The following is a 25,537-nucleotide window of genomic DNA, read 5'->3' on the forward strand; positions in this document are numbered from 1 at the left end:
GCCTCAGGTCATCGTGAAGGTGTTGCCGAGATAGACCCGACGGACGTTTTCGTCGCGCACGACCTCGTCCTTGGTCCCGCTCATCAGGACCACCCCGTCATGGAGGATATAGGCCCGGTCCACGATCTCCAGGGTTTCGCGCACGTTGTGGTCGGTGATCAGCACGCCGATCCCACGGGTCTTGAGCTGGGCGACCAGCGCCCGGATATCGCCCACGGCGATCGGGTCCACCCCCGCGAAAGGCTCGTCCAGCAGCAGGTATTTCGGATCCGCGGCCAGACAGCGCGCGATCTCCACCCTGCGCCGCTCGCCGCCCGACAGGGCCAAGGCCGAAGTGCGGCGCAGGTGCTCGATGTTGAACTCGGCCAGCAGCTCTTCCAGCCGCTCCATCCGGGTGGTCCGGTCCCGTGTATTGACCTCCAGGATGGCGCGGATGTTGTCCTCGACGCTCATCCCGCGGAAGATCGACATTTCCTGCGGCAGATACCCGATGCCCAGCTTGGCGCGGCGATACATCGGCAGGAGCGTCACATCGCGCCCGTCGATGGACACGATCCCGGCTTCCGGCGCCAGCAGCCCGGCGATGGCGTAGAAACAGGTGGTCTTGCCCGACCCGTTCGGACCCAGAAGGGCCACCGCTTCGCCGCGCGTGACCTCCAGGCTGACGTCGCGAATGACCGGGCGGCGCTTGTAACTCTTGCGCAGGTTGCGCACCCGCAGCCCCGGGGTGCCGTCGGTCACCGACAGGTCCGGTCCGTCCGCGCTCATTCCGGCTGCAGGACGGTGCGGACGCGCCCCTCCATCTCGCCGATCCCGGTCAGCAGGTCCACCACCAGCGCGTCCCCCGCGATCACCACCGGACCCTGGCTCAGCAGCACGTCGCCGCTCAGCCGGATCTCGTTGCTGGCGGGGGTGTAGACGGCACTCTGGCTCTCGGCGGCATCGGGTCCGCTGACCATCAGGACATTGCCCTCGGCGCGCACCTCGCGGATCTCGCTGGCGGTGGTGTCGCTCCCGGGGTCGTAGCTGACGGTCACCTCGTCCGCCTCCAGCCGCAGCGCGCCTTGCGTCACCTGGACATTGCCGGAGAACACCGCGCTGCCGTTCTGCTGGTTCACCGACAGGCTGTCCGCGTCGATCTCCACGGGCGCGTCGCGGTCCACCCGGGCTGTTCCGAGGGCCACCTGGGAGCCTTGCGCCCAGACCGGCGCGGGAAGGGGGAGGCCGAGGCCCAGGGCGAGTGCCGTGCACATCGCGATGCGTCTGAAATCCACCATGCGGCCTCCGAAATCACTGGGGGGTATATACCAGCTTCACCCCGTCTGTGAACACCACCTCCCGGTTGCCGGTCGCGGCGTCGGGCTGCATCCGTGCCCGCCCGGCGCTCAGGGTCAGCCCGGGGCCGAGCACGATCACGTCGCTCGTGGTCTCCCCCCATTGGCCGTCCAGCCGCACCTCTGCCCCTTCGGTGCTGAGCGTGTAACCGTCGGTGCGCGACAGCCGCAGTCCGCCCTCGATGCGGACCGTGCGGCTGGCATTGTCCATCACGCCCTCTGCGCCGCGGATATCGACCTGAAGCCCGTCATTCTGCAGGATGCGTCCGGTGATCTCGCTGGCCATGAACCGGTCCGGATTGCCGATATCGGGCCGGGCGCTCTCGGCGGTGAACCGTGCGAGCGCGCCGCTGTCCAGAACCGTCTGGTAGCGCGGGCGCAGGATGCGCTGGCCCTCGACGATTTCCTCCAGCTCGATATCCGAGAAGGGGATCGTCTGCTCGCCATCCTGCACGCCGGACAGCAGGAACAGGCTCGACAACAGCCCCAGCGCCAGCAGCGGCAGGACGATCTTCGCCGCCAGGACAAACTGCGAATAGCGGTTGTCGGCGCGCGGCATGGCTCAGCCGATCCCGGCCCGCAGACAGTCATGAATATGCAGGAACCCGGCAGGCGCCTTCGGCCCGTCCTCAGGCACCACGAACAGACAGGTGATCTTGCGCGCGTTCATCACCGCCACGGCTTCTTCGGCCAGGGCGTCGGGGGTGATGGTCAGGGGATCGCGGGTCATCACGTCGCCCGCCGCGAGCCCCAGCAGCCCGTCCATGTGCCGCCGCAAATCCCCGTCGGTGATCACGCCCGTCAGCAGCCCGTCCCGGGTCACCCCGACCACGCCGAATCCCTTCTGGCTGATCTCCAGCAGGGCGTCGCCCATGGCGGCGTCTTCGGCGATCAGGGGCAGCTCCGTGCCCTTGTGCATCAGATCTCCGACCTTGGACAGCCGCGCGCCCAGCTTGCCGCCGGGGTGGAAGTCGCGGAAATTCTGGGGGCTGAACTCGCGATGCTCCATCAGGGCCACCGCCAGGGCATCGCCCAGGGCCAGGGTCATGGTGGTCGAGGTGGTGGGCACGATGCCGGTCCCGCAGGCCTCCGGCGCCTTGGGCAGCACCAGCGCCACGTCGGACTGGCGCAACAGCGTGCTGTCGGGATTGCTCGCCACCCCGATCAGCGGAATGCGGAACCGCCGAGTGTAGGCCACCAGATCCGCGAGCTCCGGCGTCTCGCCCGAGTTCGACAGCACCAGTACCACGTCGCCCGCCGCCATCATTCCCAGATCGCCATGGCTCGCCTCGGCGGGGTGGACGAAATGCGCAGGCGTCCCGGTCGACGCGAAAGTCGCCGCCATCTTGCGTGCGATGTGGCCCGATTTGCCCATGCCCGACACGATCACCCGGCCCTTGGCGCTCAGGATCGTGTCGACCGCGCGGGCGAAACTGTCGTCGAGCCCGGCGGCCAGCTGCGCAAGGCCCTCGGCCTCCACCGCGATGACCCGGCGGGCGATGTCGAGAAAGGTGTCGCTGCTCATTGGGCCCACTCAGTGATGGAAAATGTCGATCTCGGACCAGCCGCCCAGATCGAGCCGGGCGCGCGTGGGCAGGAACTCGAAACAGGCTTGCGCCAGCTCTGTCCGCTCCTCGCGCGCAAGCATCCCGTCCAGCGCCTCTTTCAACCGGTGAAGGTACAGAACGTCCGACGCCGCATAATCCAGCTGCGCCGCCGACAGGGTCGGCGCCCCCCAGTCCGAGCTTTGCTGCGCCTTGGACACATCGACGCCCAGCACCTCGCTGAGCAGCGCCTTCAACCCGTGCCGGTCCGTATAGGTGCGCACCAGTTTCGAGGCGATCTTGGTGCAATAGATCGGCGCGGTCCGCACCCCGAACGCGTTTTCCAGGGCCGCGACGTCGAACCGGGCATAGTGAAACAGCTTCAGCACCTTGGGATCGGTCAGCATCCGGGTCAGGTTCGGGGCCTCGGTCTGTCCCTGGGCGATCTGCACCATATGCGCGTCCCCGTCCCCGGACGACAGTTGTACCACGCAGAGCCGGTCACGCGCCGGCACCAACCCCATCGTTTCGGTGTCGATCGCCACAACGGGGCCGAGGTCCAGCCCGTCGGGCAGGTCATGTGAATGCAAATGATTGGTCATGGGATCCCCTCGTGAACTCGCGAAATGGCGGCGGAAGGGGAATGGTGCCCAGGAGAGGACTCGAACCTCCACGTCCATACGGACACTAGCACCTGAAGCTAGCGCGTCTACCAATTCCGCCACCTGGGCAGGTGTCGTGAGCCGGGGAGGTACATCCGGTTGCGGGGGGAGTCAACGGCCCCGTTCGTGATTTCCGGAGATTTTTCGCGCCGCTTTCGGGGCGCGGCATCCCGGTCGCGATCCGCCTGCCCAGAGGCCATCTTTGCCGTGTGCGCCGGGGGCATTGTGACCTTGCGCGCCGGGGGCATTGTGACCTTGCGCGCCGGGGGCGCGACGACCTGCGCCTTGTGGCGGTTTTGCCCGCTCGCTAAACCCTCAGACGACTCGGGATCAAGGAGCACAAGATGTCCAAACTCGTGACCATCTTTGGAGGGTCCGGCTTCGTGGGCCGCTATATCGCCCGGCGCATGGCGCAAGAGGGCTGGCGCGTACGCGTCGCGGTTCGCCGCCCGAACGAGGCCCTGTTCGTGCGCACCTATGGCGCCGTGGGGCAGGTGGAACCGATCCTGAGCAACATCCGCGACGATGCCTCTGTACAGGCCGCGGTGACCGGCGCCGATGTCGTGATCAACTGCGTCGGCATCCTGTCGGAGACCGGCAAGAACACCTTCGGCCTGGTGCAGAGCCACGGTGCTGCCCGGGTCGCGCGCCTGTCTGCCGAGGCCGGCGTCGGCCGGTTTGTGCAGATCTCCGCTATCGGGGCCGACCCTGCCGCCAAGAGCGACTATGCCCGCACCAAGGCAGAGGGCGAGCAGGCGGTGCTCCAGGCCATGCCAGAGGCCGTGATCCTGCGCCCCTCCATCGTCTTCGGGCCCGAGGACCAGTTCTTCAACCGCTTCGCCTCCATGTCGCGCCTCGGACCGATCCTGCCCGTGGTCGGCGCCGAGACGAAGTTCCAGCCGGTCTATGTGGATGACGTGGCCCGCGCCGCGGTGAAGGCGGCTCTCGGCCAGGCCAAACCCGGCATCTACGAACTGGGCGGGCCCGACGTGAACAGCTTCCGCGAGCTTATGGCGCATATGCTCTCTGTCATCGACCGCCGCCGCCTGATCGTCAACGTCCCCTTCCCGGTCGCCCATGTGATGGGCATGACCCTCGACCTGGTGCAGAAGCTCTCGCTGGGGATCATCCACAACGGCATGCTGACCCACGACCAGGTGCGCAACCTCGCCAAGGACAACGTGGTCGCTGCGGATGCCATGGGGTTCGACGATCTGGGGATCGAGCCGGTCGCGCTGGAGGCGGTGCTGCCCGAGTACCTGTGGCGCTTCCGCCCGGCGGGACAGTACGAAGAGATGAAGAAATCCGGCAAGAACCTGCGGACCTGAGGGCGCCCCGAACCGGCGCGGCTCAGATGATGTGCCAGGCCCCCGTCGCCAATGCCCAGGCCGCGATGGAGGCGTTCGCAGCCCCGTGGCTGACGATGGCGTCGGTGACATTGCCTGACCGGTAGACCAGCGCGCCGAAGACCAGCCCGGCCAGCCCCGCCGCGATCCAGCGGTCATGCAGCACCGCGAAAAGCCCCGCACTGATCACCACCGCAATCGCCATTCGCAGCCCCTTGCCCGCGGGCGCGAGCTTCTCCAGCAGGTAGCCGCGGAACAGAAGCTCCTCGATCACCGGCACCAGCAGGCTCGTCCCGATCACCCGGGCGGTGATCCACAGCGCCAGCATCCCGCCGGTCAGCGCGCCGAAAGGCGGCGGCCCGTTCCCCGCCTCCGGACCGGTGACGATCCAAAGCACCCCGATGGCCAGCCCGGATCCGACCGCCAGCCCGTCGAGCCGCCAGGGCAGCGCGCGCAGCACGGACCAGAACAGCGCAAGTGCCGCCGCCATGGCCAGCGCCCGGAACGGGTAAAGCAGGCTGGGTGTCTCGGAAAATGTCGACGCCAGCAGCGCCGACACCATGAAGATCGCGAAGGGAAGCACCTTGGCGGCCACCGGATCCTCGAAGAACGGCGGCAGCGGCGCGGGCGCGGTGGCGACCGCCTCGGCCTTGTTGAAGAACGCCACGTGCCGCGCCACCAGGATCAGCCCCACCGACAGTGTCGTGAAGGCGAGCCAGCCCGCATGGCTGTGAAACCCGCCGATGGCCAGATCCGGTGACACCTCGTATCCGAGGCTCAGGAGTGCCGCGATCCGCACCACGTTGAAGCTCCAGCTCAGCACAATCCCGATCGGGAACAGCAGCAGCGCATGGGGGAAGGCCAGATCCCGCCGGAAGAGCAGCATGTAGACCGTCAGGAACACCGAGATCAGCGCGAAGCCCTCGACCCCCGAACATTGCGGCCCCACCGCGACGAAGAAATTCTCCGCTTCCGTTGCGCCGAGGATGCCGATGATCTTGGTCTCGGGGTAGGCCTCCGTGCCATAGCCCACAGCGTTCAAGACCCACAGGACCGCCTGGAAGGTGATCTCCGTCACCCAGTCCGCGCGCCACAGGGGTTGGATCAGGTCCGAGAGCTCCGGCAGGGCGAGGCCGGCCGCGAGCAGCGTGGCGAGCAGGACGCCCTTCTGCGCGATCAGCCCGCGCCAGGCGGGCCAGGGCGCGAGGATCAGGGCCGCGCCAATCCCGGCCAGCGCCGCGCCCACAAGCCACCCTGCACCGCCCGCGAAGACCAGCGCCGGGCTGGCGGCGTCGCTCAGGAAGAACCACGGCGCCAGCGCCAGCGCGAACCCCGCCAGGCTCAGGCTGACGCCGCTGCGGATCGGGCCGGGCACACGCAGGGTGTCCTGCACCAGGGCGCCGTGAGCCATGGCGAAGACGCCGAAAGCTGCCAGCAACCCGAGGATGCGGGGCACGATCCGGCTGGCAAAGGCACAAAACCCGTCCGGAGCAAGGTCGCGGCAGGTAAACTCGAAATTATGCTGGTAGAGCAGGGAAATCACCAACAACTCCACCACGACGAGGCCACCCGTGACACCCCAGGCGAGGCGCTGCGTGGATCTGGTCTGCGGTGTCTCGGAAAAGGCGCTCATGGCGGGATCTATCTCTGGCAAAGCGGACGGGACAGGGGCCAAAATGGAACGGCCCCGTGGCAAAACTCACCCCGGGGCCGCCCGATTGTCATGTCTGAGACGGGGTCTCAGGCCGCGCGGCGGCGACGCTCCCAGACCAGAGCCACGATGGCGACAACAGCGGCGAGCGCTGCAGTGCCTTCGAGGGCGCTGATTTCCGGAACGGGTGTGCAGCCTGCGCCTGTAAGAGGGTCGCAGCCACCAGTAGGTGTGGCGAACGCTGCGACTGCACTGAACATCGTGATCGATGCCGTCGTAAGTGCGGTACGTACCATGGGAAAACTCCCTGTGAGCGACCCCTTCATGCGCAAAGTAGGTCCTAAGAATTACAGGCGGCGCATCGCCATTCGAAGATGCCTTTAGGCGAATGTCAGGAGGCAGAAGCATTCTGCCTCCCTTTGTTTTGAACTCAGCAGAGGCAGTCGATATTGTCGAACTCCACTCCGATGATGAACGGCTGTGAGTTTGTGCTTGTCGCCGGGTTCGGATCGATGATCAGACCGACCACATCTCCAGCGCCTGCTTCAAAGCCTTCCCCGTTCGCTTCTGCGAGGGCAACGATCTCGCGAACATCCTCAAGGTCACCGAAGATGCCAGGGATGAAATCAATGCTATCGGTCAGGCCCCAGATCGCTGCCTGAACCTCGGCGTCTGTGAAACCTTGGCTCTCGAAGTCCTGGTTCAGGATCCAGTTGACCAGATCGAGATTTTCCTCGGCGCTTTGACCATTAATCCCAACCTGACCGTCCAGAACATTGTCCGGCAGCAGAGCTGCATCAGCCACAAACAGGTTCCCGCCGAGAACCGGGGCCGTCGCAAAGTCCGGTCCTGCGGCTGCCGGATCGAACGCGCTGACGCAGTATGCCGCCTCGGTGATGAGCCCATCGAGGCGCGCATCTGTGCTCGTCAGCTGCACAGTATAGGCGTCGCTGTTCCCGAGGTTGTAGCCGTCGATGATCTGGTATTCTACCTGCACGGGCAAGCTGAGTGCGATGTCCGCAAGATCCTCCGCCGTCCCGCAGAAGGTGACATCCACATCCGCCTGGGCGAAGCCGCCATTCCCGTCTGTCACGGTATAGCTGTAGGTCACGTCTGCCTCTTCGCCGATGTCGAGCGCCTCGAAGGCCGCTTCCCCGTCGAAGGTCAGGGACCCGCCGTTCAGGGTCACGAACACACCGTCGATTTCCAGCGTCTGACCGTCAATGATCTCGTTGCCGTTGACCTCGGTGATCGTCAGGCCGTCGCCATCGGGATCGGTGTCGTTGGCCAGGACATCGAGGGTCAGAAGCTCGTTGGCGCAGATCTTGCCCATGTCGTCCATGGGGGTCGGATCGCCGTTCTCGACCACGAGGCCCGCGTCGAGGGTCGGGTTGTTCTCGCCGATCGCCAAAGTGACCTGCTGGGTGATGCCACTGGCCTCCGCATCGCTGTCGGCGGTGTCATCGCCCCCGACATTCGGCGTGGTGAAGTCGAACCCGTCCGGCTCCACGAACTGGACCGCGTAGGTGCCAGCATCCAGGCCGCCGAAGCTGTACATGCCCAGATCGTCGGTCTCGGTGGTCCCGATCACCGCACCGGTCTCGTCGAGCAGCAGCACGGTGACATCGGCCACACCGGCCTCGCCCGCGTCCTGCACGCCGTTGCCGTTGGCGTCGAGGAAGACCTTGTCGCCCAGGGACGCGGTGCCCGGGTCTTCGACCCCGGCATCCACGTCGGTGATCGCGTCACCGATGGCCACCGAGATCACGCCGGTCTCGCCGGTGTTCGGATCCACGTCGCTGTCGATGGCATCGTCACCGGCATCCTGCGCCACGAAGACCTTGCCCAGCACATCCGGGGCGAAGGACACCTTGTAGTCCCCCGCCGCGAGACCGGTGAACTCGTAAGAGCCATCCGCCGCGGTCACCGTCTCGGCCACGAAGGCCCCCGCCGCGGTGAGCAGCACGACCCGCGCATTCGCGATGCCCGGCTCGTTGTCGTCGAGATCGTTGTCGTTCTCGTCGCAGAAATAGCGACCCGCCAGGGACGCCGTGCCCGGATCCTCGATCCCGGCGTCGTTGTCTTCCGACCGCTCGCCGATGGCCAGGGTGATGGTTCCGGTCTCGCCCGTGCCCTGGTCCGCGTCGCTGTCGATGGTGTCATCGCCGCCGACATTGCTGTCGACGAGGACCTTGCCATCCACCTCGGTCGGGAAGCGCACCGAGTAATCCCCGGCGTTCAGGCCGGTGAACTCGTAGGAGCCGTCGGTTGCCGTGGTCGCGGTGCCGATCACCTCACCGGCTGCGTTCAGCAGCGCGACCTCGACGCCGCCGACACCCGGCTCGCCATTGTCGACCGAGTCGTCTTTCTCGTCGCAGAACAGGCGCCCGGCAATGGCCGCCGTGCCCGGATCTGCCACGCCCGCATCCACGTCGCGCACGTCCTCACCCACGCCGACGACGACCGGATCGGAAACACCCGTGCTGGGGTCGACGTCGCTGTCCACGGTGTCGTCACTGCCGACATTCTGGGCCACGAACTCCTTGCCATCGGGATCGGCCTGGAACCGCACCGAATAGGTACCTGCCTCCAGCCCGGTGAACAGGTACGACCCGTCCGCCCCGGTGGTGGTGTCATCCACCACGTTACCCGCCGCATCCAGCAGCTCGACGGTCAGACCGGCAAGACCCGGCTCGCCGCTGTCCTCCAGCCCGTCCTTGTCGTCGTCGCAGAAATAGCGCCCGCCAAGGGTCGCCGTGCCCGGATCGACCAGACCCGCGTCAATGTCGCGCTCGGCTTCGCCGATGCTCAGCTCGAACGCCTCGGTCATGCCCGTGGTCGCGTCCGCGTCGCTGTCGCCATCGACCGCATCGTCCGCCGCCGCACCTTCGGTCGTGAAGACAAGCCCCCCCGTAGTAGAGGCATCGAAGGTCACCTTGTAGGACCCGGCATCGAGCCCCTCGAAGAGGTATTCGCCGTTGCCGTCGGTCACATCCGTGACACTGGTGTCATCCGCCGTGCCCAGAACGCCATCGGCGCCAGCCCCGGTCAGGGTGACGCTCACACCGGACACGCCACTCTCGCCACCATCCAGCAGGCCGTTCCCATTCGCATCGAACCATACGGTGTCGCCCACCGACGCCGTACCCGGATCCTCGACCCCGGCATCCACGTCGGTCTTGTCCTCGCCCGCCATCAACGTGATCGGCCCGGTGGTCCCGGTGGTCGGATCGACATCGCTGTCATCGGCGTCGTTGCCCACATCCTGCGCCACGAAGGTCTTGCCGGTTGCGTCCGGGGCGAAGCGCACCGCATAGGTGCCCGCGTCCAGCCCGGTGAAGCTGTAACCGCCCGTGTCGTCGGTCTGCGTGGTCGCGACCACGTTCCCGGCCGCATCCAGCAACTCGACCGTCGCCCCCGCGACGCCCGGCTCGCCATCATCCACGTCATTGTCGTTCTCGTCGCAGAAATAGCGCCCGGCGATGGAGGCCGGCTCCGGTGCCGGTTCGCCCGGCTTCCAGCACAGGTCATCGACCGCGCCGGAGCCCACCAGATGGATCTGCATGGACCCGACATCCGCCGCATCCAGATCGATCAGCTGGTTGGAGTTGTCGCCCGCCGCCGGGATGCCCACGGTCTTGATCAGGGTACCATCCGCGTCGAACAGCTTGATCGTCCCGCCGCTCTCCTCGATGTCCAGCAGACGGATGTTCTGCAGGTCCGAAGGCGCGTCGAAGTCGAAGGTGATGACGCCGCCATGGGCATTGTCGTCGGGATCGGACGCGTCATTGTCCTCGGAGATGATCAGGATGTTGCCCAGCCCGTTATAACCCAGGTCGTGATCGCCCCCGGTCGGATTGTTGCTGTCGAAGATCATCGCGTCGTTGGGCGATCCGGCCCCGTCGCCCGCCTTCTGGGCGGTGATGGTCACGCCCTCGAACTGGTTCGAAACGGTGGTGCCCCTGGTCAGACCCGAGAAGTCGAGCTTCAGGAAATCCGGCGGGCAGGTCTTGCCGTCCTGGCACAGCTCGATCTTGTCGATCCGCGCGAACTCGCCGCCATTCATGTAGCCCACGAGGCTGATCACGTCGCCCGTGTTCAACATCAGGTCCTGGAAGACATCTTCGGAGAAGGTCGAACCGGAATTCGCGCCGCCTTGCCCGTCATTGCCCTGGTCGAGCCAGATCGTGTCCACGTAGTGACCGTTCACGAACACGTCGATCGCGCCGTTGCCATCGTTCTCGTCCATCGAGAACACACTCAGGTCATAGGTGCCCGAGGGCCCCGAGAACACGGTCTCCGCCACGCCGCAATGTTCGGCGAGCTTGATGTTGGCCCCGCCATGGGCGTCGCCATTATGCTCGACGGAGTAACCCGAAAGATGCATGTCCTCGGCTTCGATCACGATGCATGTCGGGTTCGGCTCGTCCACGTCCTTGACCTTGACCCACAGGTCCTTGGTCGTCGCGTTGCCGTTCTCGTCGGTGACGGCCACGGTCACGTCATAGGTGTTGTTGTTGCCGCCGGAGGTCGGATTCTCGAAATCCTTGGCGGTCTTGAAGCTCAGTTCGCCCGTGTGGGGGTCGATCTCGAACATCGCGCCGTCGCGCCCGCCCACGATGCTGTAGGTGAAGCTGTCGCCCTCGGCATCGGTGCTGTCGATGTTGAAGATCTCGGTTTCGTTCTCATCCACATGCAGGATGCCGTTGTCGGGCAGGTTGTCGAAGACCGGCGCGGTGTTGGCCGGGGCCGAGTCGTCGGTGGTCAGCTCGATCTTGTCGATCCGCACCCACTCGCCGTCGTCACGCTCGGCCTTGATCTCGATCTTGGCGCCCTGGGGGATGTGCAAACCTTCGATGGTGAAGGCGCTGAAGCCGCCATTGTCGCTGCCGCCGCCGTCATTGTCGTTGTCCAGCTTGAAGCTCTCGACCAGCACGCCGTTGATGAACACCTTGATCCGGGATTCCCCGTCGCATTCGTCCTGGGCAAAGAGCGTCAGATCATAGGTGGCCGAGGGGCCGTCGAAATGGGTCGACAGCCGACCCTCGTGCCCCTCCAGCTTCACCAGTTCGCCGCCGGAGGCCTGATCTCCATGCACCGTGCGGAAGCCGTTATCGTTCATGTCTTCGGCTTCGATCACGAAGGTGGTCTTGCCGCCGGTATCGCCTTCCAGAGGGCCCGCGCCCAGTTTGGCGTATTCGATGCCCTTGCTGCCGCTGTCGTCCTTGACCTTCAGCTCGACACCGGCCGGGGGGACGTCCCCGATGAAGGTGAAGAAATCATCGCCCTGGCCGGGAGCCTTGTAATCCTCGATCTCGATCTCGGCGAGCTTGTAGGTCTTGCCGTCCGAGCCTTTGAGCACGTAATATTTTTCGATGTAGACCTGTTTGTGGGGAACCTCGACACCGTTCACGACCGCATACTGGCCCGTGGAATCCGTGGCATCATCGTCCTTGTCGCCGGATAGCTTGTTGTCGTCATCCGTGGTGGAGATGGTGTAAGTCGCCCCTGCGGGCATGACGAACTTGTCGCCGACACCCAGACCCTTTCCGATAGTGCCCTGCCGGACAAGATCGTCCTCGGAAAATGCCGTAAACTCATAAGTGGTGGTCATCACACTGTTCCCTCGTCAGACCTGTTCGGGCCGTTCCCCGAACGCTTTGTGTTCAGCGGGGAAATGGGGGCAGTGATGCACACACGAAAAACGCGCAAAGACAATGAAAGCACGCCCGAAGGCCACTCGTTACACAACACCGTCAATGTCTTTTACCCAATCCGTTCTGATCGTACACATTGACCCATGAACGGAACCATTACTCCACTACGAAATACTCGATAATTCGTATGCGAAAATCCGCTCATCCCGCAAGGAAATTAATGGTTTGTTAAGACTTTGCGCCAGGCGACCTGCAAGGCTCTGAATTCAAGTAATAAATTTCCTGACAATCTGAAGCTTTCCACAAGATAATCCGCCGTTCGGAAACGCTGCACCGCGGAAAAATCGGCTTCCGTGGCGTCAGGAATAGGCGATGATCAGCAGAATCGTGCCGAGGCAGACGCGGTAGATCACGTAGGGGGTGAAGCTCACCGTGCGCAGCAGGCGCATCATCAGCGTCAGCGCCAGGAGTGCTGCGCCGAACGCGAAAACCGCCCCGATCGCGGCGTCCTTGAGCAGGGCCCAATCGGCCTGTGCCGCAACCTCGACGCCCAGCAGGCCGCCGGAAGCAAGGATCGTCGGGATCGACATCAGCATGGACAGTTTCGCCGCATCCTCCCGCCCGTAGCCCAGAAGCCGCGCGCCGGTGATCGTGATGCCCGACCGTGACGTGCCCGGGATCAGCGCGAGCGCCTGCCACAGGCCCATGATGGCCGCATGCCGCAGGGTCCAGGCCCCGGCCTTGCGCGTCACCGGCCCCCTCTGGTCCGCCCAGTAGAGCACGATCCCGAAGATAAGCATGGTCCAGCCGATCACCGCCATCGACCGCAAGGCCTGGTCAAGCCCCGTCAGGTTCAGCGCCAGCCCGACCACCATCACCGGCACCGTCGCGATCAGCAGGCACAGCGCGAGGAATGCTCCCGGGGTGTCAATCCGCCCCCGGATCAGCCGCCCGACCCCGGCCACGGCCACCGCCACGTCTGCGCGGAAGTAGAGCACGACCGCAAAGAGCGTGCCCACATGGACGGCCACGTCGATCACCTGCCCCTGGTCCGCCATGCCGCTGAGTTCAGGCAGCAGGATCAGATGCCCCGAGGAAGAGACCGGCAGAAACTCGGTCAGCCCCTGGATCACGGCCACTAGGATAAGATGAAAAAGGGTCACGCGCGCCCGGTCATTGATTCGTGCCGCACGTTATCGGCGCGGAAAGTAAAAGAAAAACGAACATTTGATGCGGTATAAGTCAGTAATCCTGACATAAAATACGTCGAGATTCATTGTTTCCCAACGTCCCCGATGGAATTTTTGCGAACTAGGTCAGTAAATGTGACTTTTATTTGCCGAAAAGCGGCTTTATACAGCGCGGGCTAGTTAGGAGGACTTTATGGCCAACCAGCCGATGCTCAAGTTCGTCAAGATCCCGAAGGACATGCCCGAGAAACGGGATGCGGACACGCGCAAGCAGGACTTCGACGAGATCTACCAGGAGTATGCCGCCGAGAAGGCCGCCGAGCAAGCCTCGCGCTGTTCGCAGTGTGGCGTGCCCTATTGTCAGAGCCATTGCCCCCTGCACAACAACATCCCCGACTGGCTCAAGCTGACCGCCGAAGGCCGGCTCGAAGAGGCCTATGAGCTCAGCCAGGCCACCAACACCTTCCCCGAGATCTGCGGCCGCATCTGCCCGCAGGACCGCCTGTGCGAAGGCAACTGCGTGATCGAGAAGTCCGGGCACGGCACCGTCACCATCGGCTCGGTCGAGAAATACATCACCGACACCGCCTGGGAAAAGGGCTGGGTCAAGCCGATCACCCCCGCCCAGGAACGCCCCGAGAGCGTCGGCATCATCGGCGCGGGCCCGGGTGGGCTTGCGGCGGCGGACGTGCTGCGCCGCCAGGGCGTGCAGGTCACGATCTATGACCGCTACGACCGCGCGGGCGGCCTGCTGACCTATGGGATCCCGGGCTTCAAGCTGGAAAAGGACGTGGTCATGCGCCGCAACGACCAGCTGGAGCAGGGCGGGGTGACGTTCGAGCTGAACTGTGACGTGGGCACGGACATCTCCTTCGACAAGATCCGCGAGAAGCACGACGCCGTGCTGATCGCCACGGGCGTCTATAAATCAAGGGATCTGGGCGGTCCGGGCGCGGGCGCGAACGGGATCGTGCGGGCCATCGACTACCTCACGGCGTCGAACCGCAAGAGCTTTGGCGACGCGGTGCCGGAGTTCGACAGCGGCGAGTTGAACGCCAAGGGCAAGCGCGTGGTCGTCATCGGCGGCGGCGACACGGCGATGGATTGCGTGCGCACGGCGACGCGCCAGGGCGCGACCAGCGTCAAATGCCTCTATCGCCGGGACCGCGCGAACATGCCGGGCTCGCAACGCGAGGTACAGAACGCCGAGGAAGAGGGCGTGGAATTCGTCTGGCTGACCGCGCCGCAGGGGTTCGCGGGCGATACGGATGTGAGCGGCGTCATGGTCCAGAAGATGCGTCTCGGCGCGCCGGATGCCACGGGCCGACAGGCCCCGGAGGTGATCGAGGGCGCGGATTACATCGAGGACGCGGATCTCGTCATCAAGGCGCTGGGCTTCGAGCCCGAGGACCTGCCGACGCTTTGGGGCGAGGAAGCGCTGGAAGTGACCCGATGGGGCACGATCAAGGCGGATTTCCGCACTCACGAGACCGCGCTGCCCGGCGTCTATGCGGCCGGCGACATCGTGCGCGGCGCGTCCCTGGTGGTCTGGGCCATCCGGGACGGGCGCGAGGCCGCCGAGGCCATGCTGGAGAAATTCAACGCCAAGGCCACATCCGTGGCCGCGGAATAGGGCCCGACCCCGGTCGGATCGGGGTCGGACACCTGTCGGCAAAGTGTCGGGCAAGTGTATGGCATCCGGTTAACGCCAAAAAACGCAACGGTCAGGACCGCTGACCCAATTAAAAATCGCAACGCGCCCCGCACGGGTTCCCGTAACGGGGCGCACCAAACACCGAAATCACCCGGAGCGCGGCGCACGCCCCTCCCCCGCCAGGAGACACGCCATGACCAAGTATGACGCAAACTGGGCCGCCGCCGAAGAGGCCAAGCGCAAGTGGCTGGCCGAAAACGGCATGTATTCGGAGGAGGAAGAGCACTCCTCCTGCGGCGTGGGCCTCGTGGTCAACGTCAAGGGCGAGAAGTCCCGCGCCGTGGTCGAGGCGGGCATCACCGCCCTGAAGGCGATCTGGCACCGGGGCGCCGTGGATGCGGACGGCAAGACCGGCGACGGGGCGGGCATCCACGTGCAGATCCCGGTCGAGTTCTTCTATGACCAGGTGCGCAATACCGGCCACGAGCCGGAGATGGACCAGCTGATGGCGGTGGGCCAGGTGTTCTTGCCGCGCACCGATCACGGGGCGCAGGAGACCTGCCGGACCATCGTGGAATCCGAGGTTCTGCGCCTGGGCTACCACATCTATGGCTGGCGGCATGTGCCGGTGGACATCTCGTGCCTGGGCGAGAAGGCCAACGCGACCCGGCCCGAGATCGAGCAGATCATCATCTCCAACTCCAAGGGCGTGGATGAAGAGACCTTCGAGCGCGAACTCTACGTGATCCGCCGCCGGATCGAGAAGGCGGCGGCGGCGGCGCAGGTTGCGGGTCTCTATATCTGTTCGCTGTCGTGTCGGTCGATCATCTACAAGGGCATGATGCTGGCCGAGCAGGTGGCCGAGTTCTATCCCGACTTGCAGGATGCGCGCTTCGTATCGGCCTTCGCCATCTATCACCAGCGCTATTCCACCAACACCTTCCCGCAGTGGTGGCTGGCGCAGCCGTTCCGGATGCTGGCCCATAACGGCGAGATCAACACGCTCAAGGGCAACATCAACTGGATGAAGAGCCACGAGATCCGCATGGCCTCGGCGGCGTTCGGTGAGATGGCCGAGGATATCAAGCCGATCATCCCGGGGGGGTCGTCGGATTCGGCGGCGCTGGACGCGGTGTTCGAGGTGATGGTGCGCTCGGGCCGGAACGCGCCCATGGCCAAGACCCTGCTGGTGCCGGAATCCTGGTCCAAGCAGGCGGTGGAGCTGCCCCAGGCCTGGCGCGACATGTATTCCTACTGCAACTCGGTGATGGAGCCGTGGGACGGCCCCGCTGCGCTGGCCATGACCGACGGGCGCTGGGTCTGCGCCGGGCTGGACCGGAACGGGTTGCGTCCGATGCGGTACGTGGTGACCGGCGACGGGCTGGTCATCGCGGGGTCCGAGGCGGGCATGGTCCCGGTGAACGAGGCGAACCTGGTCGAGAAGGGCGCGCTCGGCCCCGGGCAGTTGCTGGCCGTGGACATGGAAGAGGGGCGGCTTTTCCATGACACCGAGATCAAGGACAAGCTCGCGGCCTCCCAGCCGTTCGGCGAGTGGGTGGGCAAGATCACCGATCTCGACAGTGCCCTGGCCAAGGTGACCGAGGTGGCGATCCACGAGGGGGGCGAGCTGCGCAAGCGGCAGATCGCGGCGGGCTATTCCATCGAGGAGCTGGAGCAGATCCTCGTGCCCATGGCCGAGGACGGCAAGGAGACGCTGGCGTCGATGGGCGACGACACGCCGCCCGCGGTTCTGTCGAACCAGTACCGGCCCCTGAGCCATTTCTTCCGGCAGAATTTCAGCCAGGTGACCAACCCGCCGATCGATTCCTTGCGCGAATACCGGGTGATGAGCCTCAAGACCCGGTTCGGCAACCTCAAGAACGTGCTGGACGAGACCTCCGAGCAGACGGAGATCCTGGTGCTGGAGAGCCCGTTCGTGGGCAATGCCCAGTTCGAGCGTCTGATCGCCCAGTTCGGGGAGTCGGTGTGCTACATCGACTGTACCTTCCCGGCGGGCAAGGATCGCGACACCCTGCGCCGCGAGCTCGGGCGCATCCGGGCCGAGGCCGAGGATGCGGTGCGCTCCGGCGCGGCCCATATCGTGTTGAGCGACCTGGGCCAGTCCGAGGACCGGGTGCCGATGCCGATGATCCTGGCGACCTCCGCGGTGCATAGCTGGCTGACGCGCAAGGGGCTGCGGACGTTCTGCTCGCTGAACGTGCGGGCGGCGGAATGCGTGGACCCGCATTATTTCGCCGTGCTGATCGGCTGCGGGGCGACCACGGTGAACGCGTATCTCGCCGAGGACAGCCTGGCGGACCGGATCCGGCGCGGGCTGCTCGACTGTACGCTGACCGAGGCGGTGGCGCGGTATCGCAATGCCATCGACCAGGGGTTGTTGAAGATCATGGCGAAGATGGGGATCTCGGTGATCTCGTCGTACCGCGGGGGTCTGAACTTCGAGGCGGTGGGGCTGAGCCGCGCCATGGTGGCGGAGTATTTCCCCGGCATGACCAGCCGGATTTCCGGGATCGGGACGACGGGGATCCAGACCAAGCTCGAAGAGGTGCATGCGCGCGGCTGGCGCGGGGGGCAGGATGTGCTGCCCATCGGCGGGTTCTACAAGGCGCGGCGGTCGGGCGAGAAGCACGCCTGGGAAGCGCAGACGATGCATCTGATGCAGGCGGCGTGCAACCGGTCGTCCTATGAGCTGTGGAAGCAGTATTCCAAGGCGATGCAGGCCAACCCGCCGATCCATCTGCGCGATCTGCTGGCGATCTCGCCGCTCGGCGCGCCGGTGCCCATCGAGGAGGTGGAGAGCGTCACCGCGATCCGCAAGCGGTTCGTCACGCCGGGGATGTCCCTGGGCGCGCTGAGCCCGGAGGCGCACAAGACCCTGAACGTGGCGATGAACCGGATCGGCGCGCGCTCCGACAGCGGCGAGGGCGGGGAGGATCCGGCCCATTTCGTGCCCGAGCCCAATGGCGACAACCCGTCCGCGAAGATCAAGCAGGTGGCCTCGGGGCGGTTCGGGGTGACTGCCGAGTACCTGAACCACTGCGAAGAGCTGGAGATCAAGGTGGCCCAGGGCGCCAAGCCCGGCGAGGGCGGCCAGCTGCCCGGCATGAAGGTCACCGACCTGATCGCGCGGTTGCGGCACTCGACCAAGGGTGTGACCCTGATCTCCCCGCCGCCGCATCACGACATCTACAGCATCGAGGACCTGGCGCAGCTGATCTACGACCTCAAGCAGATCAATCCGCGCTGCAAGGTGACGGTGAAGCTGGTCGCCTCTTCCGGCGTCGGCACCATCGCCGCCGGTGTGGCCAAGGCCAAGGCGGACGTGATCCTGATCTCGGGCCATAATGGCGGCACAGGGGCCTCGCCGGCCACCTCGATCAAATACGCAGGTCTGCCCTGGGAGATGGGCCTGACCGAGGCGCACCAGGTGCTGGCGATGAACAACCTGCGCGACCGCGTGACCTTGCGCACGGATGGCGGTCTGCGCACCGGGCGCGACATCGTCATGGCCGCGCTGATGGGGGCCGAGGAATACGGCATCGGCACCGCGGCGCTCATTGCCATGGGCTGCATCATGGTGCGCCAGTGCCAGTCCAACACCTGCCCCGTGGGGGTCTGCACCCAGGACGAGGAGCTCCGCGCCAAGTTCACCGGCAACGCCGACAAGGTGGTCAACCTGATCACCTTCTATGCCCAGGAGGTGCGCGAGGTGCTCGCCGCCATCGGGGCGCGGAGCCTTGACGAGGTGATCGGGCGCGCGGATCTCTTGCGCCAGGTCAGCCGCGGCTCGGCGCATCTGGACGATCTCGACCTCAATCCGCTGCTGATCTCGGTGGATGGGGCGCAGCATATCGTCTACGACCGCAACAAGCCGCGCAACCCGGTGCCCGATACGCTGGACGCGCAGATCGTCTCGGACGCGGCGCGGTTCCTCAAGGATGGCGAGAAGATGCAGCTGTCCTATGCGGTGCAGAACACGCTGCGGACCATCGGGACGCGCACGTCGAGCCATATCGTCACCAATTTCGGGATGCGCAACGCGCTCCAGCCCGATCACCTGACGGTGAAGCTGGAGGGATCCGCGGGGCAGTCGCTCGGGGCGTTCGGCGCGCCGGGGCTGAAGCTGGAGGTTTCGGGCGATGCCAACGACTACGTGGGCAAGGGTCTGTCCGGGGCGACGGTGGTGGTCAAGCCGGTGCTGGGCTCGCCGCTCAAGGCGGATGAGAACACGATCATCGGCAACACGGTGCTCTACGGTGCGACCGACGGCTATCTCTTCGCCGCGGGACGGGCGGGCGAGCGGTTCGCCGTGCGCAACTCCGGCGCGAAGGTGGTGATCGAGGGCTGCGGTTCGAACGGGTGCGAATACATGACCGGCGGTGTGGCGGTGATCCTGGGCGAGATCGGCGCGAATTTCGGCGCGGGCATGACCGGGGGGATGGCCTATCTCTATGACCCTGCGGGCCGCGCGCCGGACATGATGAACATGGAGACGCTGGTGACCTGCCCGGTGACGGTGGATCACTGGGAGGGCCAGCTCAAGGGCCTGATCGAGCGCCACCTGGCGGAGACCGGCAGCCGCAAGGCCGCCGATATCCTGCAGCACTGGGACATCGAGAAGGCCAACTTCCTGCAGGTCTGCCCGAAGGAGATGCTGGTCCATATCCCCGCGCCGCTCGGCATCGAGGACAGCGCGATCCCGGCGGAGTAAGGCGCAAGCGGCGCCGCCGGGCGCAAGCGGTTTCGAAACCGCTTGTCGGGTGGCCGGTCGGGCATGCCGTGCCCCGGTCCGGCCTTGCGTCCGCGGCAGGCCAAGCCGTGCCGGACTCGCGATCGCCCTGCGGTGCTCTGCCGTTGGAGTGGTGTGCCCAAGCGGTTTCGAAACCGCTTGCACCGCGCCTGTGGCGCGGGCCTTCGGCGAGGATATTTGGAGACTTGAGGCAGGGGGCGCGGCCCGCGAAGGGTCGTGATCAGACCCTCTGGCTGCGTCCCGGCAGGCTGTCGCGCCAGCCGGTTTCGCCGTCCCAGGCCTCGATCAGGGCGACGGCCTCTTCGGCGGTGTCGACCATGCGGAAGAGGTCCAGATCCTCCTCCGAAATCGTGCCGGCCTCGGCGAGGGAGTCCCAGTTGATGATGGTCTTCCAGAACTCCGTCCCGAAGAGCAGGAAGGGCAGGCGCGACATGCGCCCGGTCTGGATCAGGGTCAGGGATTCGAAGAGCTCGTCCAAAGTCCCGAAGCCGCCGGGGAAGACCGCGATGGCCTTGGCGCGCATCAGGAAGTGCATCTTGCGGATCGCGAAATAGTGGAAGTTGAAGCACAGGTCCGGCGTCACATAGGTGTTCGGGGCCTGTTCGTGCGGCAGCACAATGCTCAGCCCGATGGACGCGCCGCCGGCCTCGTGGGCGCCGAGATTGCCCGCCTCCATCACCCCCGGCCCGCCGCCGGTGACGATCACGTTCTCGCGGCCATAGGTCTCCATGCTTTTCTGGGTCATGGCATAGGCGAATTTCCGGGCCTCCTCGTAATAGCCCGACAGCTCGGCGAGTGTTTCAGTCCGGGCGCTGGCCTTGTCGGCCGGGGCCGGGATGCGCGCGCCGCCGAACATCACGATGGTGCTTTCCACCCCGCGCTCGTCCAGCACCATCTGCGGCTTGAGCAGTTCCAGTTGCAGCCGGACCGGGCGCAGTTCCTCGCGGCACAGGAAATCCGGGTCGTCGAAGGCCAGCCGGTAGGCCGGGGCGCGGGTCTGGGGCGTGTCCGGGATGCTCTCGGCGGTTTCCACATCCTGGTGGGCGTCGCGGAAGGGGCCTTGCTTGTGGTCGTCTCTCATCGCTGCTGCCTTGTGGGGGGACGGGAGTGTCCACCGTGCCGGGATTTGTCGGAAACGCAAGACCAAGCGCCCGATCTGCGGCGTCTCGTGCGGCCCGAGTGCGGAATGCTTGCGGGTCCGCGCGGGACCGGGGTAATTTGCGCGGGTGGCAGGGGCCGGTTCTGTTGGTTGGGGGTGCGCGTGGCTTTGAGCATTGCGGTGGGGACCAGGTCGCTGGACGTGGTGCCGTTCGAGCGGTTCGATGATTTCAGGGGGTTTTCGGCCCATTGGGCGGCGCGATTGGTGCCCGGCCCGGCGGTCTTGAACCACTGGGATCATGCTGCGCGGGCCTGGCGGGCGCCGCCGCTGGAGGCGCCGATCACCCTGCGGCCCGCCGTGCAGTGCCTGGTGAGCGACGGGTTCGGGGTGCGCGACGGGGCGGCGGAGCGGGCGATGATGGCGCGGATCTGCGACGGGCTGGGGGTGTCTGGCGCGGCGCTGCATGCGGCGGTGGAGGCGGAGCTGCCGCCCGCGCGGTTTGCGGTGGACACCCATGCCGCCCTGACCGCCGAGCAGCGGGCGGCCGGGTCCTGGGAGGTGCTCGGCCAGGCCCATTTCGAGCATCTGGTGCTGCGTGGGGCGGTGGGGCGGCTGGGGGATTGGATCCTGGTCTCGGTGGCGGTGGATTTCACGCTCTCGGCGCGGACGGTGGCGCGGGCGTTGCGGGGACCGGACGGGCCGGGCGGGGCGCTGACCGAGCGGAGGCCGGACGACCTGCGCGCCCGGTCGGGGGAGGCGGAGCGTCATGCAGGTTCGCGCGCGGGGCGGTAGGCGCGGGGTCGCGGCGCAAGCGCAGCGGGGCGCGTGCAATTGCAGCCCCGCGCGGGGTCGTCTATAGCCAGCGGAATTGATCTGCACGCTCGGAGGGGAGCCCATGTCCAACGCTCAGCTTGAAACCGCCATCGAGGCCGCCTGGGAGGCGCGCGACACGATCTCTCCGGCCACCACGGGCGAGACCCGCGAGGCCATCGAAGAGACCCTGAACGCGCTGGACAGTGGCGCGCTGCGCGTGGCCGAACGCGGTGCGGACGGATTCTGGCATGTCAACCAGTGGGCCAAGAAGGCGGTGCTGCTGGGGTTCCGGATCAAGGACATGGAGGCGCAGTCGGGCGGCCCCCAGGGCGGCGGCTGGTGGGACAAGGTCGACAGCAAGTTCCTCGGCTGGAATAGCGGCGCCTGGGAGAAGGCGGGCTTCCGCGCGGTGCCCAGCTGCGTGGTGCGCAAGTCGGCCTATATCGCGCCGGGCGTGGTGCTGATGCCGTCCTTCGTCAATCTCGGCGCTTACGTGGACGAGGGGACCATGGTCGACACCTGGGCCACGGTCGGGTCCTGCGCGCAGATCGGCAAGAACGTGCACCTGTCGGGCGGCGTCGGTATCGGCGGCGTGCTGGAGCCGATGCAGGCCGGCCCGACGATCATCGAGGACAACTGCTTCATCGGGGCGCGCTCCGAGGTGGTCGAGGGCTGCATCGTGCGTGAAGGCTCGGTGCTGGGCATGGGCGTGTTCATCGGCCAGTCCACCAAGATCGTGGACCGGGAGACCGGCGAGGTCATGTATGGCGAGGTCCCGCCCTATTCCGTGGTGGTGGCCGGGTCCATGCCGTCGAAGAACGGAATCAACCTCTATTGCGCGGTGATCGTCAAACGCGTCGACGAGCGCACCCGCTCCAAGACCGGCATCAACGAGCTGCTGCGCGATTAAGCCTGCGGGACCGCTTACCATGCTCCCCGCGGCAGGTCCGTGGGGAGCGACTCAGCAATGCCTTGAAGCCAAGCCTCGGCCAAGAACGTGACAAACCTGAAGACGGTTTTGCCATGGGTTTGTGGCGCAAGACTTTTCAACGCTTGCGGGCGAAGTACCGCGAGTGACAAAAACGACGAATTTTGGCTTATAGGTGACGGATTTTGGCGTATAGGTATTGTCAGGGGGTTTGGGTCTCAATTCTGGCATCACCGAAATCCGTGCTGTCCCTTTGGGGTTGCGCGAGCCAGCTAAACTGCGAAGATGACCGGTATCTGCTTCACTGATTGAGGAGCGTGGTACGCATCAACCAACAGAAAGGCATTTGAATTTGGCTTTCCTCAAGACATACAAAGACGAGATTGCCTCAACCGCTGCGATCATTTCGATAATCTCAGCAATCGTTCTAATTGTGTCCGTTGTCATCAGCGCTCGGCAGTTCTACCTGGCCCGCCAAGCCGTTCAAGCGCAGGCCATTGGAACCTCGCTTGCGCACGGTAGAGACCTCTATGATGCTCTAGCGGCAAACGCTGATCTCGCTGAGAGGCTTTTTGGAGTAGAGCCTCCGCAGCTAGAAGAAACAGTTTTCGTCCAAAAGACACTTAGCTTTTTCTCAGAACAATACATTTACCGTGACGGTGGTCTTATCGATGATGAAACGTGGGAACTAGTCCAGCGGGACATGTGTCAAACATATCAATCGCCTGGCTTTCTTAGAATAGCTGCTCCTTTGCTTGAGCGTGGCGATTTTCCAAGTGACTTCACCGATATTTTAAGAGGATGCAGCATTGCGCAATAGACTTCTCGGTATACTCCTCAGCGCCGTAGTTTATACGTTGCCCGCTCATGCATGGTTCTTCCAGCCTCCGCCAGGATCGGTTTCGGAGGAGACGCTGGCACGCTTTCAAGAAGCGGCAGTAAATACTCTCGAAGGTTTGGCGCTAATCCACCAAGTGCTGCTACAAATTGAGCAGGCTGAGACGAGCGTTAACTCCTTAGAAGCAACTTCTGCTGCGATAGAGAGGCTTACTTCAGCTGCGGAACTGTTTCAGGATTTGCAGACAGACGACTTACAGGCACTCGTCGTGTCAATAGAGGCCGTCGCACAAATCGATGAGGGTGCTATCCAGCTGGTAAGGAACGCGGAGATCGAGACTGCAGCCGATCTCGCGCGCTATTCTAGTGACCAAAGTTTGGCACTAGCTGAATTGATGGGTAGGCTTCAGGAAATTGACTTTGGCCCGGACGCCGCTGCAAATTCTGAAGGTCGCACGACAGTAAATCGAGTCGTCTCGAACATCTCCACTATGATGATCGTTGTAAATTCTGTGTCCGGTGCGCTAGCGTTGGAAACGCAATAATCGGCTCAGCCAGCTACAATAGCGTAGAAAAATGCCAAAAAGACTTAAAACCGGATGCTCCTAAAAATTACCAAAACTCAACCGTTTCCGTCACCGGCGATAACAACCGTTTTCGTCCACTCTAGATCTGGCCAACTGGACCACGCAAAGGTCCGCTGAGCCAATCGGTGCGCTGTAGGGCAATCAGAGAGGTCGTTGGTTATGGCGCCCGGCGCGGGACGAGGGCCGCAGGCCCGCCGCGCCGGCGCCTGCCCGGTCCGGCGGGTTGGCGCTTGGGTCGGGGTCGCGCGGAGCCTGTAGCGAAGATGTGCGTGGCGGCCATAAAGCTCTCTAGCCCAGAGCCCATGAGCGTCCTCCCCCGGGCAGGGGCTGGCGCGGCTCTGCACCCTGCTCCCGGATCGCGTGGACCCGACCCCCACACGCAAAACGGGCGCATCGTTGCCGATACGCCCGTTCGAAATTGTCAGCTCTGTCCCGAAACGGGACCGGGCTTAGGCCAGCGCGAGGTTGGCGGCGCTTTCACGGCCGTCGCGGCCGGATTCGATGTCGAAGGTAACCTTCTGGTTGTCCTCGAGGCCGGTCAGGCCGGCGCGCTCAACCGCGGAGATGTGCACGAACACATCGCGGCTGCCACCATCGGGGGCAATGAATCCAAAACCTTTGGTTGCGTTGAACCATTTTACGGTGCCAGTGGCCATCGTAAGTCTCCTTGTTTGCTGCCCGCAGGATGCGGCAGGTCGGCTATGTCAGTGCTAGATCGAGACACTGAGCCGTAAGGAGCAGGATTTTCGATAGAGGTAACGTAACCCGCTCTCCCTAGGCTCTTGTGCGCAATTAAGCAAGCGATATTCGCGCGCCGCCCCGGTCACGACGCAGGGTCACTTGCCTCCGCGGCGGTCTCGATCTGCGAGATGTAGCGCTTCATCTCGGCGATCTCGGCGCGCTGGGTGGCGATGATCTCGTCGGCCAGGGCGCGCACGCGGGGGTCCGACAGCGTCGCGCGTTCGCTGGTCAGGATGGCGATGGAATGGTGCGGGATCATCGCCTTCATCCAGGCCACGTCGCCCACGGTGTCTTGGGACCGCACCAGGAAGACCCCCGCCGCGAAGGCGAGCACCGCGCCCGTGAACACGGCGATATTGGCGCGGCGGTTGGAATACATCCCCAGCATGAAGGCCAGCATCACCACCGCCATGGCCCCGCCCATGTAGAGCGCCATCCAGGCCCGCGTCTGCGAGAAGAACACGTGGTCGAGCGCATAGGTGTTGAGATACATCAGCCCGTACATCACCGCGGTCGAGGTGGCGATCATGGCCAGGAACCGGCCGTAATTCGCGCCGGTGCCGGATTCGTGCGCGCCGGTGTGGGGGGTGTCATGCTGGGTCATGCCGATCTCCCGGGGTTGGTGGGTGTCATGGGTCAAACGTCCGACGCCGGGGATCGTTCCCGCGCGCGGGCGGCCTCTGGTCTCGGTCGGGTTGTGGTGCTAGGTCTCGCGCGATCCCG

General features: G+C 65.0%; 19 protein-coding genes and 1 tRNA gene. 7 read left to right on the plus strand and 13 right to left on the minus strand.

Translation table 11 applies throughout. From position 1 onward, the window contains the following. Positions 1 to 3: 3 nt before the first annotated feature. The 6 genes from lptB to PVW48_RS10320 form a co-directional block, all read right to left on the minus strand. A complete protein-coding gene (lptB, locus tag PVW48_RS10295; protein WP_012180241.1) occupies positions 4 to 768 on the minus strand; it encodes an LPS export ABC transporter ATP-binding protein in 765 nt (254 codons plus the stop codon). Continuing rightward, a complete protein-coding gene (lptA, locus tag PVW48_RS10300; RefSeq protein WP_012180242.1) occupies positions 765 to 1,277 on the minus strand; it encodes a lipopolysaccharide transport periplasmic protein LptA in 513 nt (170 codons plus the stop codon). Before lptA ends, lptB begins: the two co-directional genes overlap by 4 nt. Positions 1,278 to 1,290: 13 nt before the next feature. Next, positions 1,291 to 1,893 (minus strand): hypothetical protein, encoded by a 603-nt coding sequence (locus PVW48_RS10305; RefSeq protein ID WP_012180243.1) that lies wholly within the window; start codon positions 1,891 to 1,893, stop codon positions 1,291 to 1,293. A gap of 3 nt (positions 1,894 to 1,896) precedes the next feature. Next, on the minus strand, positions 1,897 to 2,859 hold the full coding sequence (locus tag PVW48_RS10310) for a KpsF/GutQ family sugar-phosphate isomerase (protein WP_274581272.1): 963 nt from the start codon (positions 2,857 to 2,859) through the stop codon (positions 1,897 to 1,899). A 9-nt stretch (positions 2,860 to 2,868) separates the two neighbouring features. Then, complete coding sequence (locus tag PVW48_RS10315) at positions 2,869 to 3,480, minus strand: ribonuclease D (protein ID WP_274581273.1); 612 nt, start codon at positions 3,478 to 3,480, stop codon at positions 2,869 to 2,871. Positions 3,481 to 3,522: 42 nt separating this feature from the next. After that, positions 3,523 to 3,609, minus strand: a tRNA-Leu gene (locus tag PVW48_RS10320). A gap of 275 nt (positions 3,610 to 3,884) precedes the next feature. On the opposite strand from PVW48_RS10320, the gene PVW48_RS10325 reads away from it, so the two are divergent. Further along, positions 3,885 to 4,868, plus strand: a complete 984-nt coding sequence (locus PVW48_RS10325) for a complex I NDUFA9 subunit family protein (RefSeq protein ID WP_012180246.1) — start codon at positions 3,885 to 3,887, stop codon at positions 4,866 to 4,868. A gap of 22 nt (positions 4,869 to 4,890) precedes the next feature. Here the strand turns inward: PVW48_RS10325 and xrtE are convergent, their stop codons facing one another. From xrtE to PVW48_RS10345, 4 genes are all read right to left on the minus strand, one after another. Next, complete coding sequence (xrtE, locus tag PVW48_RS10330) at positions 4,891 to 6,519, minus strand: exosortase E/protease, VPEID-CTERM system (RefSeq protein WP_274581274.1); 1,629 nt, start codon at positions 6,517 to 6,519, stop codon at positions 4,891 to 4,893. A gap of 107 nt (positions 6,520 to 6,626) precedes the next feature. Beyond that, a complete protein-coding gene (locus PVW48_RS10335) occupies positions 6,627 to 6,833 on the minus strand; it encodes a hypothetical protein (protein ID WP_162017717.1) in 207 nt (68 codons plus the stop codon). Positions 6,834 to 6,967: 134 nt separating this feature from the next. Continuing rightward, positions 6,968 to 12,151 (minus strand): SdrD B-like domain-containing protein, encoded by a 5,184-nt coding sequence (locus PVW48_RS10340; RefSeq protein ID WP_274581275.1) that lies wholly within the window; start codon positions 12,149 to 12,151, stop codon positions 6,968 to 6,970. Between the two features lie 402 nt (positions 12,152 to 12,553). Further along, a complete protein-coding gene (locus PVW48_RS10345; RefSeq protein WP_012180249.1) occupies positions 12,554 to 13,357 on the minus strand; it encodes an undecaprenyl-diphosphate phosphatase in 804 nt (267 codons plus the stop codon). A gap of 220 nt (positions 13,358 to 13,577) precedes the next feature. Between PVW48_RS10345 and PVW48_RS10350 the strand changes: the two genes are divergently transcribed. Together PVW48_RS10350 and gltB are read left to right on the plus strand one after the other, a co-directional pair. After that, the gene (locus PVW48_RS10350; RefSeq protein ID WP_274581276.1) at positions 13,578 to 15,017 is read left to right on the plus strand and encodes an NAD(P)-dependent oxidoreductase; all 1,440 of its coding nucleotides are present in this window, start codon (positions 13,578 to 13,580) and stop codon (positions 15,015 to 15,017) included. Between the two features lie 214 nt (positions 15,018 to 15,231). Then, the gene (gene gltB / locus PVW48_RS10355; RefSeq protein WP_274581277.1) at positions 15,232 to 19,770 is read left to right on the plus strand and encodes a glutamate synthase large subunit; all 4,539 of its coding nucleotides are present in this window, start codon (positions 15,232 to 15,234) and stop codon (positions 19,768 to 19,770) included. Positions 19,771 to 20,029: 259 nt separating this feature from the next. Here gltB and PVW48_RS10360 read toward each other — a convergent pair whose 3' ends face one another. After that, positions 20,030 to 20,890, minus strand: a complete 861-nt coding sequence (locus tag PVW48_RS10360) for an LOG family protein (RefSeq protein WP_274581278.1) — start codon at positions 20,888 to 20,890, stop codon at positions 20,030 to 20,032. Between the two features lie 180 nt (positions 20,891 to 21,070). Here PVW48_RS10360 and PVW48_RS10365 point away from each other — a divergent pair, with 180 nt between their 5' ends. The 4 genes from PVW48_RS10365 (at position 21,071) to PVW48_RS10380 (ending at position 24,031) form a co-directional block, all read left to right on the plus strand. After that, positions 21,071 to 21,700, plus strand: coding sequence for a hypothetical protein (locus PVW48_RS10365; RefSeq protein WP_274581279.1), 630 nt, complete (start codon positions 21,071 to 21,073; stop codon positions 21,698 to 21,700). A 103-nt stretch (positions 21,701 to 21,803) separates the two neighbouring features. Continuing rightward, positions 21,804 to 22,631 (plus strand): 2,3,4,5-tetrahydropyridine-2,6-dicarboxylate N-succinyltransferase, encoded by an 828-nt coding sequence (gene dapD / locus PVW48_RS10370; protein ID WP_274581280.1) that lies wholly within the window; start codon positions 21,804 to 21,806, stop codon positions 22,629 to 22,631. A 364-nt stretch (positions 22,632 to 22,995) separates the two neighbouring features. Next, a complete protein-coding gene (locus PVW48_RS10375) occupies positions 22,996 to 23,469 on the plus strand; it encodes a hypothetical protein (RefSeq protein WP_274581281.1) in 474 nt (157 codons plus the stop codon). Beyond that, entirely contained in the window at positions 23,459 to 24,031 is a 573-nt protein-coding gene (locus PVW48_RS10380) for a hypothetical protein (protein ID WP_012176690.1), read from the plus strand. The genes PVW48_RS10375 and PVW48_RS10380 overlap by 11 nt, the downstream gene beginning before the upstream one ends. 491 nt (positions 24,032 to 24,522) lie before the next feature. Here PVW48_RS10380 and PVW48_RS10385 read toward each other — a convergent pair whose 3' ends face one another. Beyond that, entirely contained in the window at positions 24,523 to 24,729 is a 207-nt protein-coding gene (locus PVW48_RS10385) for a cold-shock protein (protein WP_012176691.1), read from the minus strand. A 167-nt stretch (positions 24,730 to 24,896) separates the two neighbouring features. Beyond that, a complete protein-coding gene (locus PVW48_RS10390) occupies positions 24,897 to 25,418 on the minus strand; it encodes a DUF305 domain-containing protein (protein WP_274581282.1) in 522 nt (173 codons plus the stop codon). Between the last annotated feature and the right edge of the window lie 119 nt (positions 25,419 to 25,537).

This window comes from Dinoroseobacter sp. PD6 (assembly GCF_028807315.1).
Classification (GTDB): Bacteria; Pseudomonadota; Alphaproteobacteria; order Rhodobacterales; family Rhodobacteraceae; genus Dinoroseobacter; species Dinoroseobacter shibae.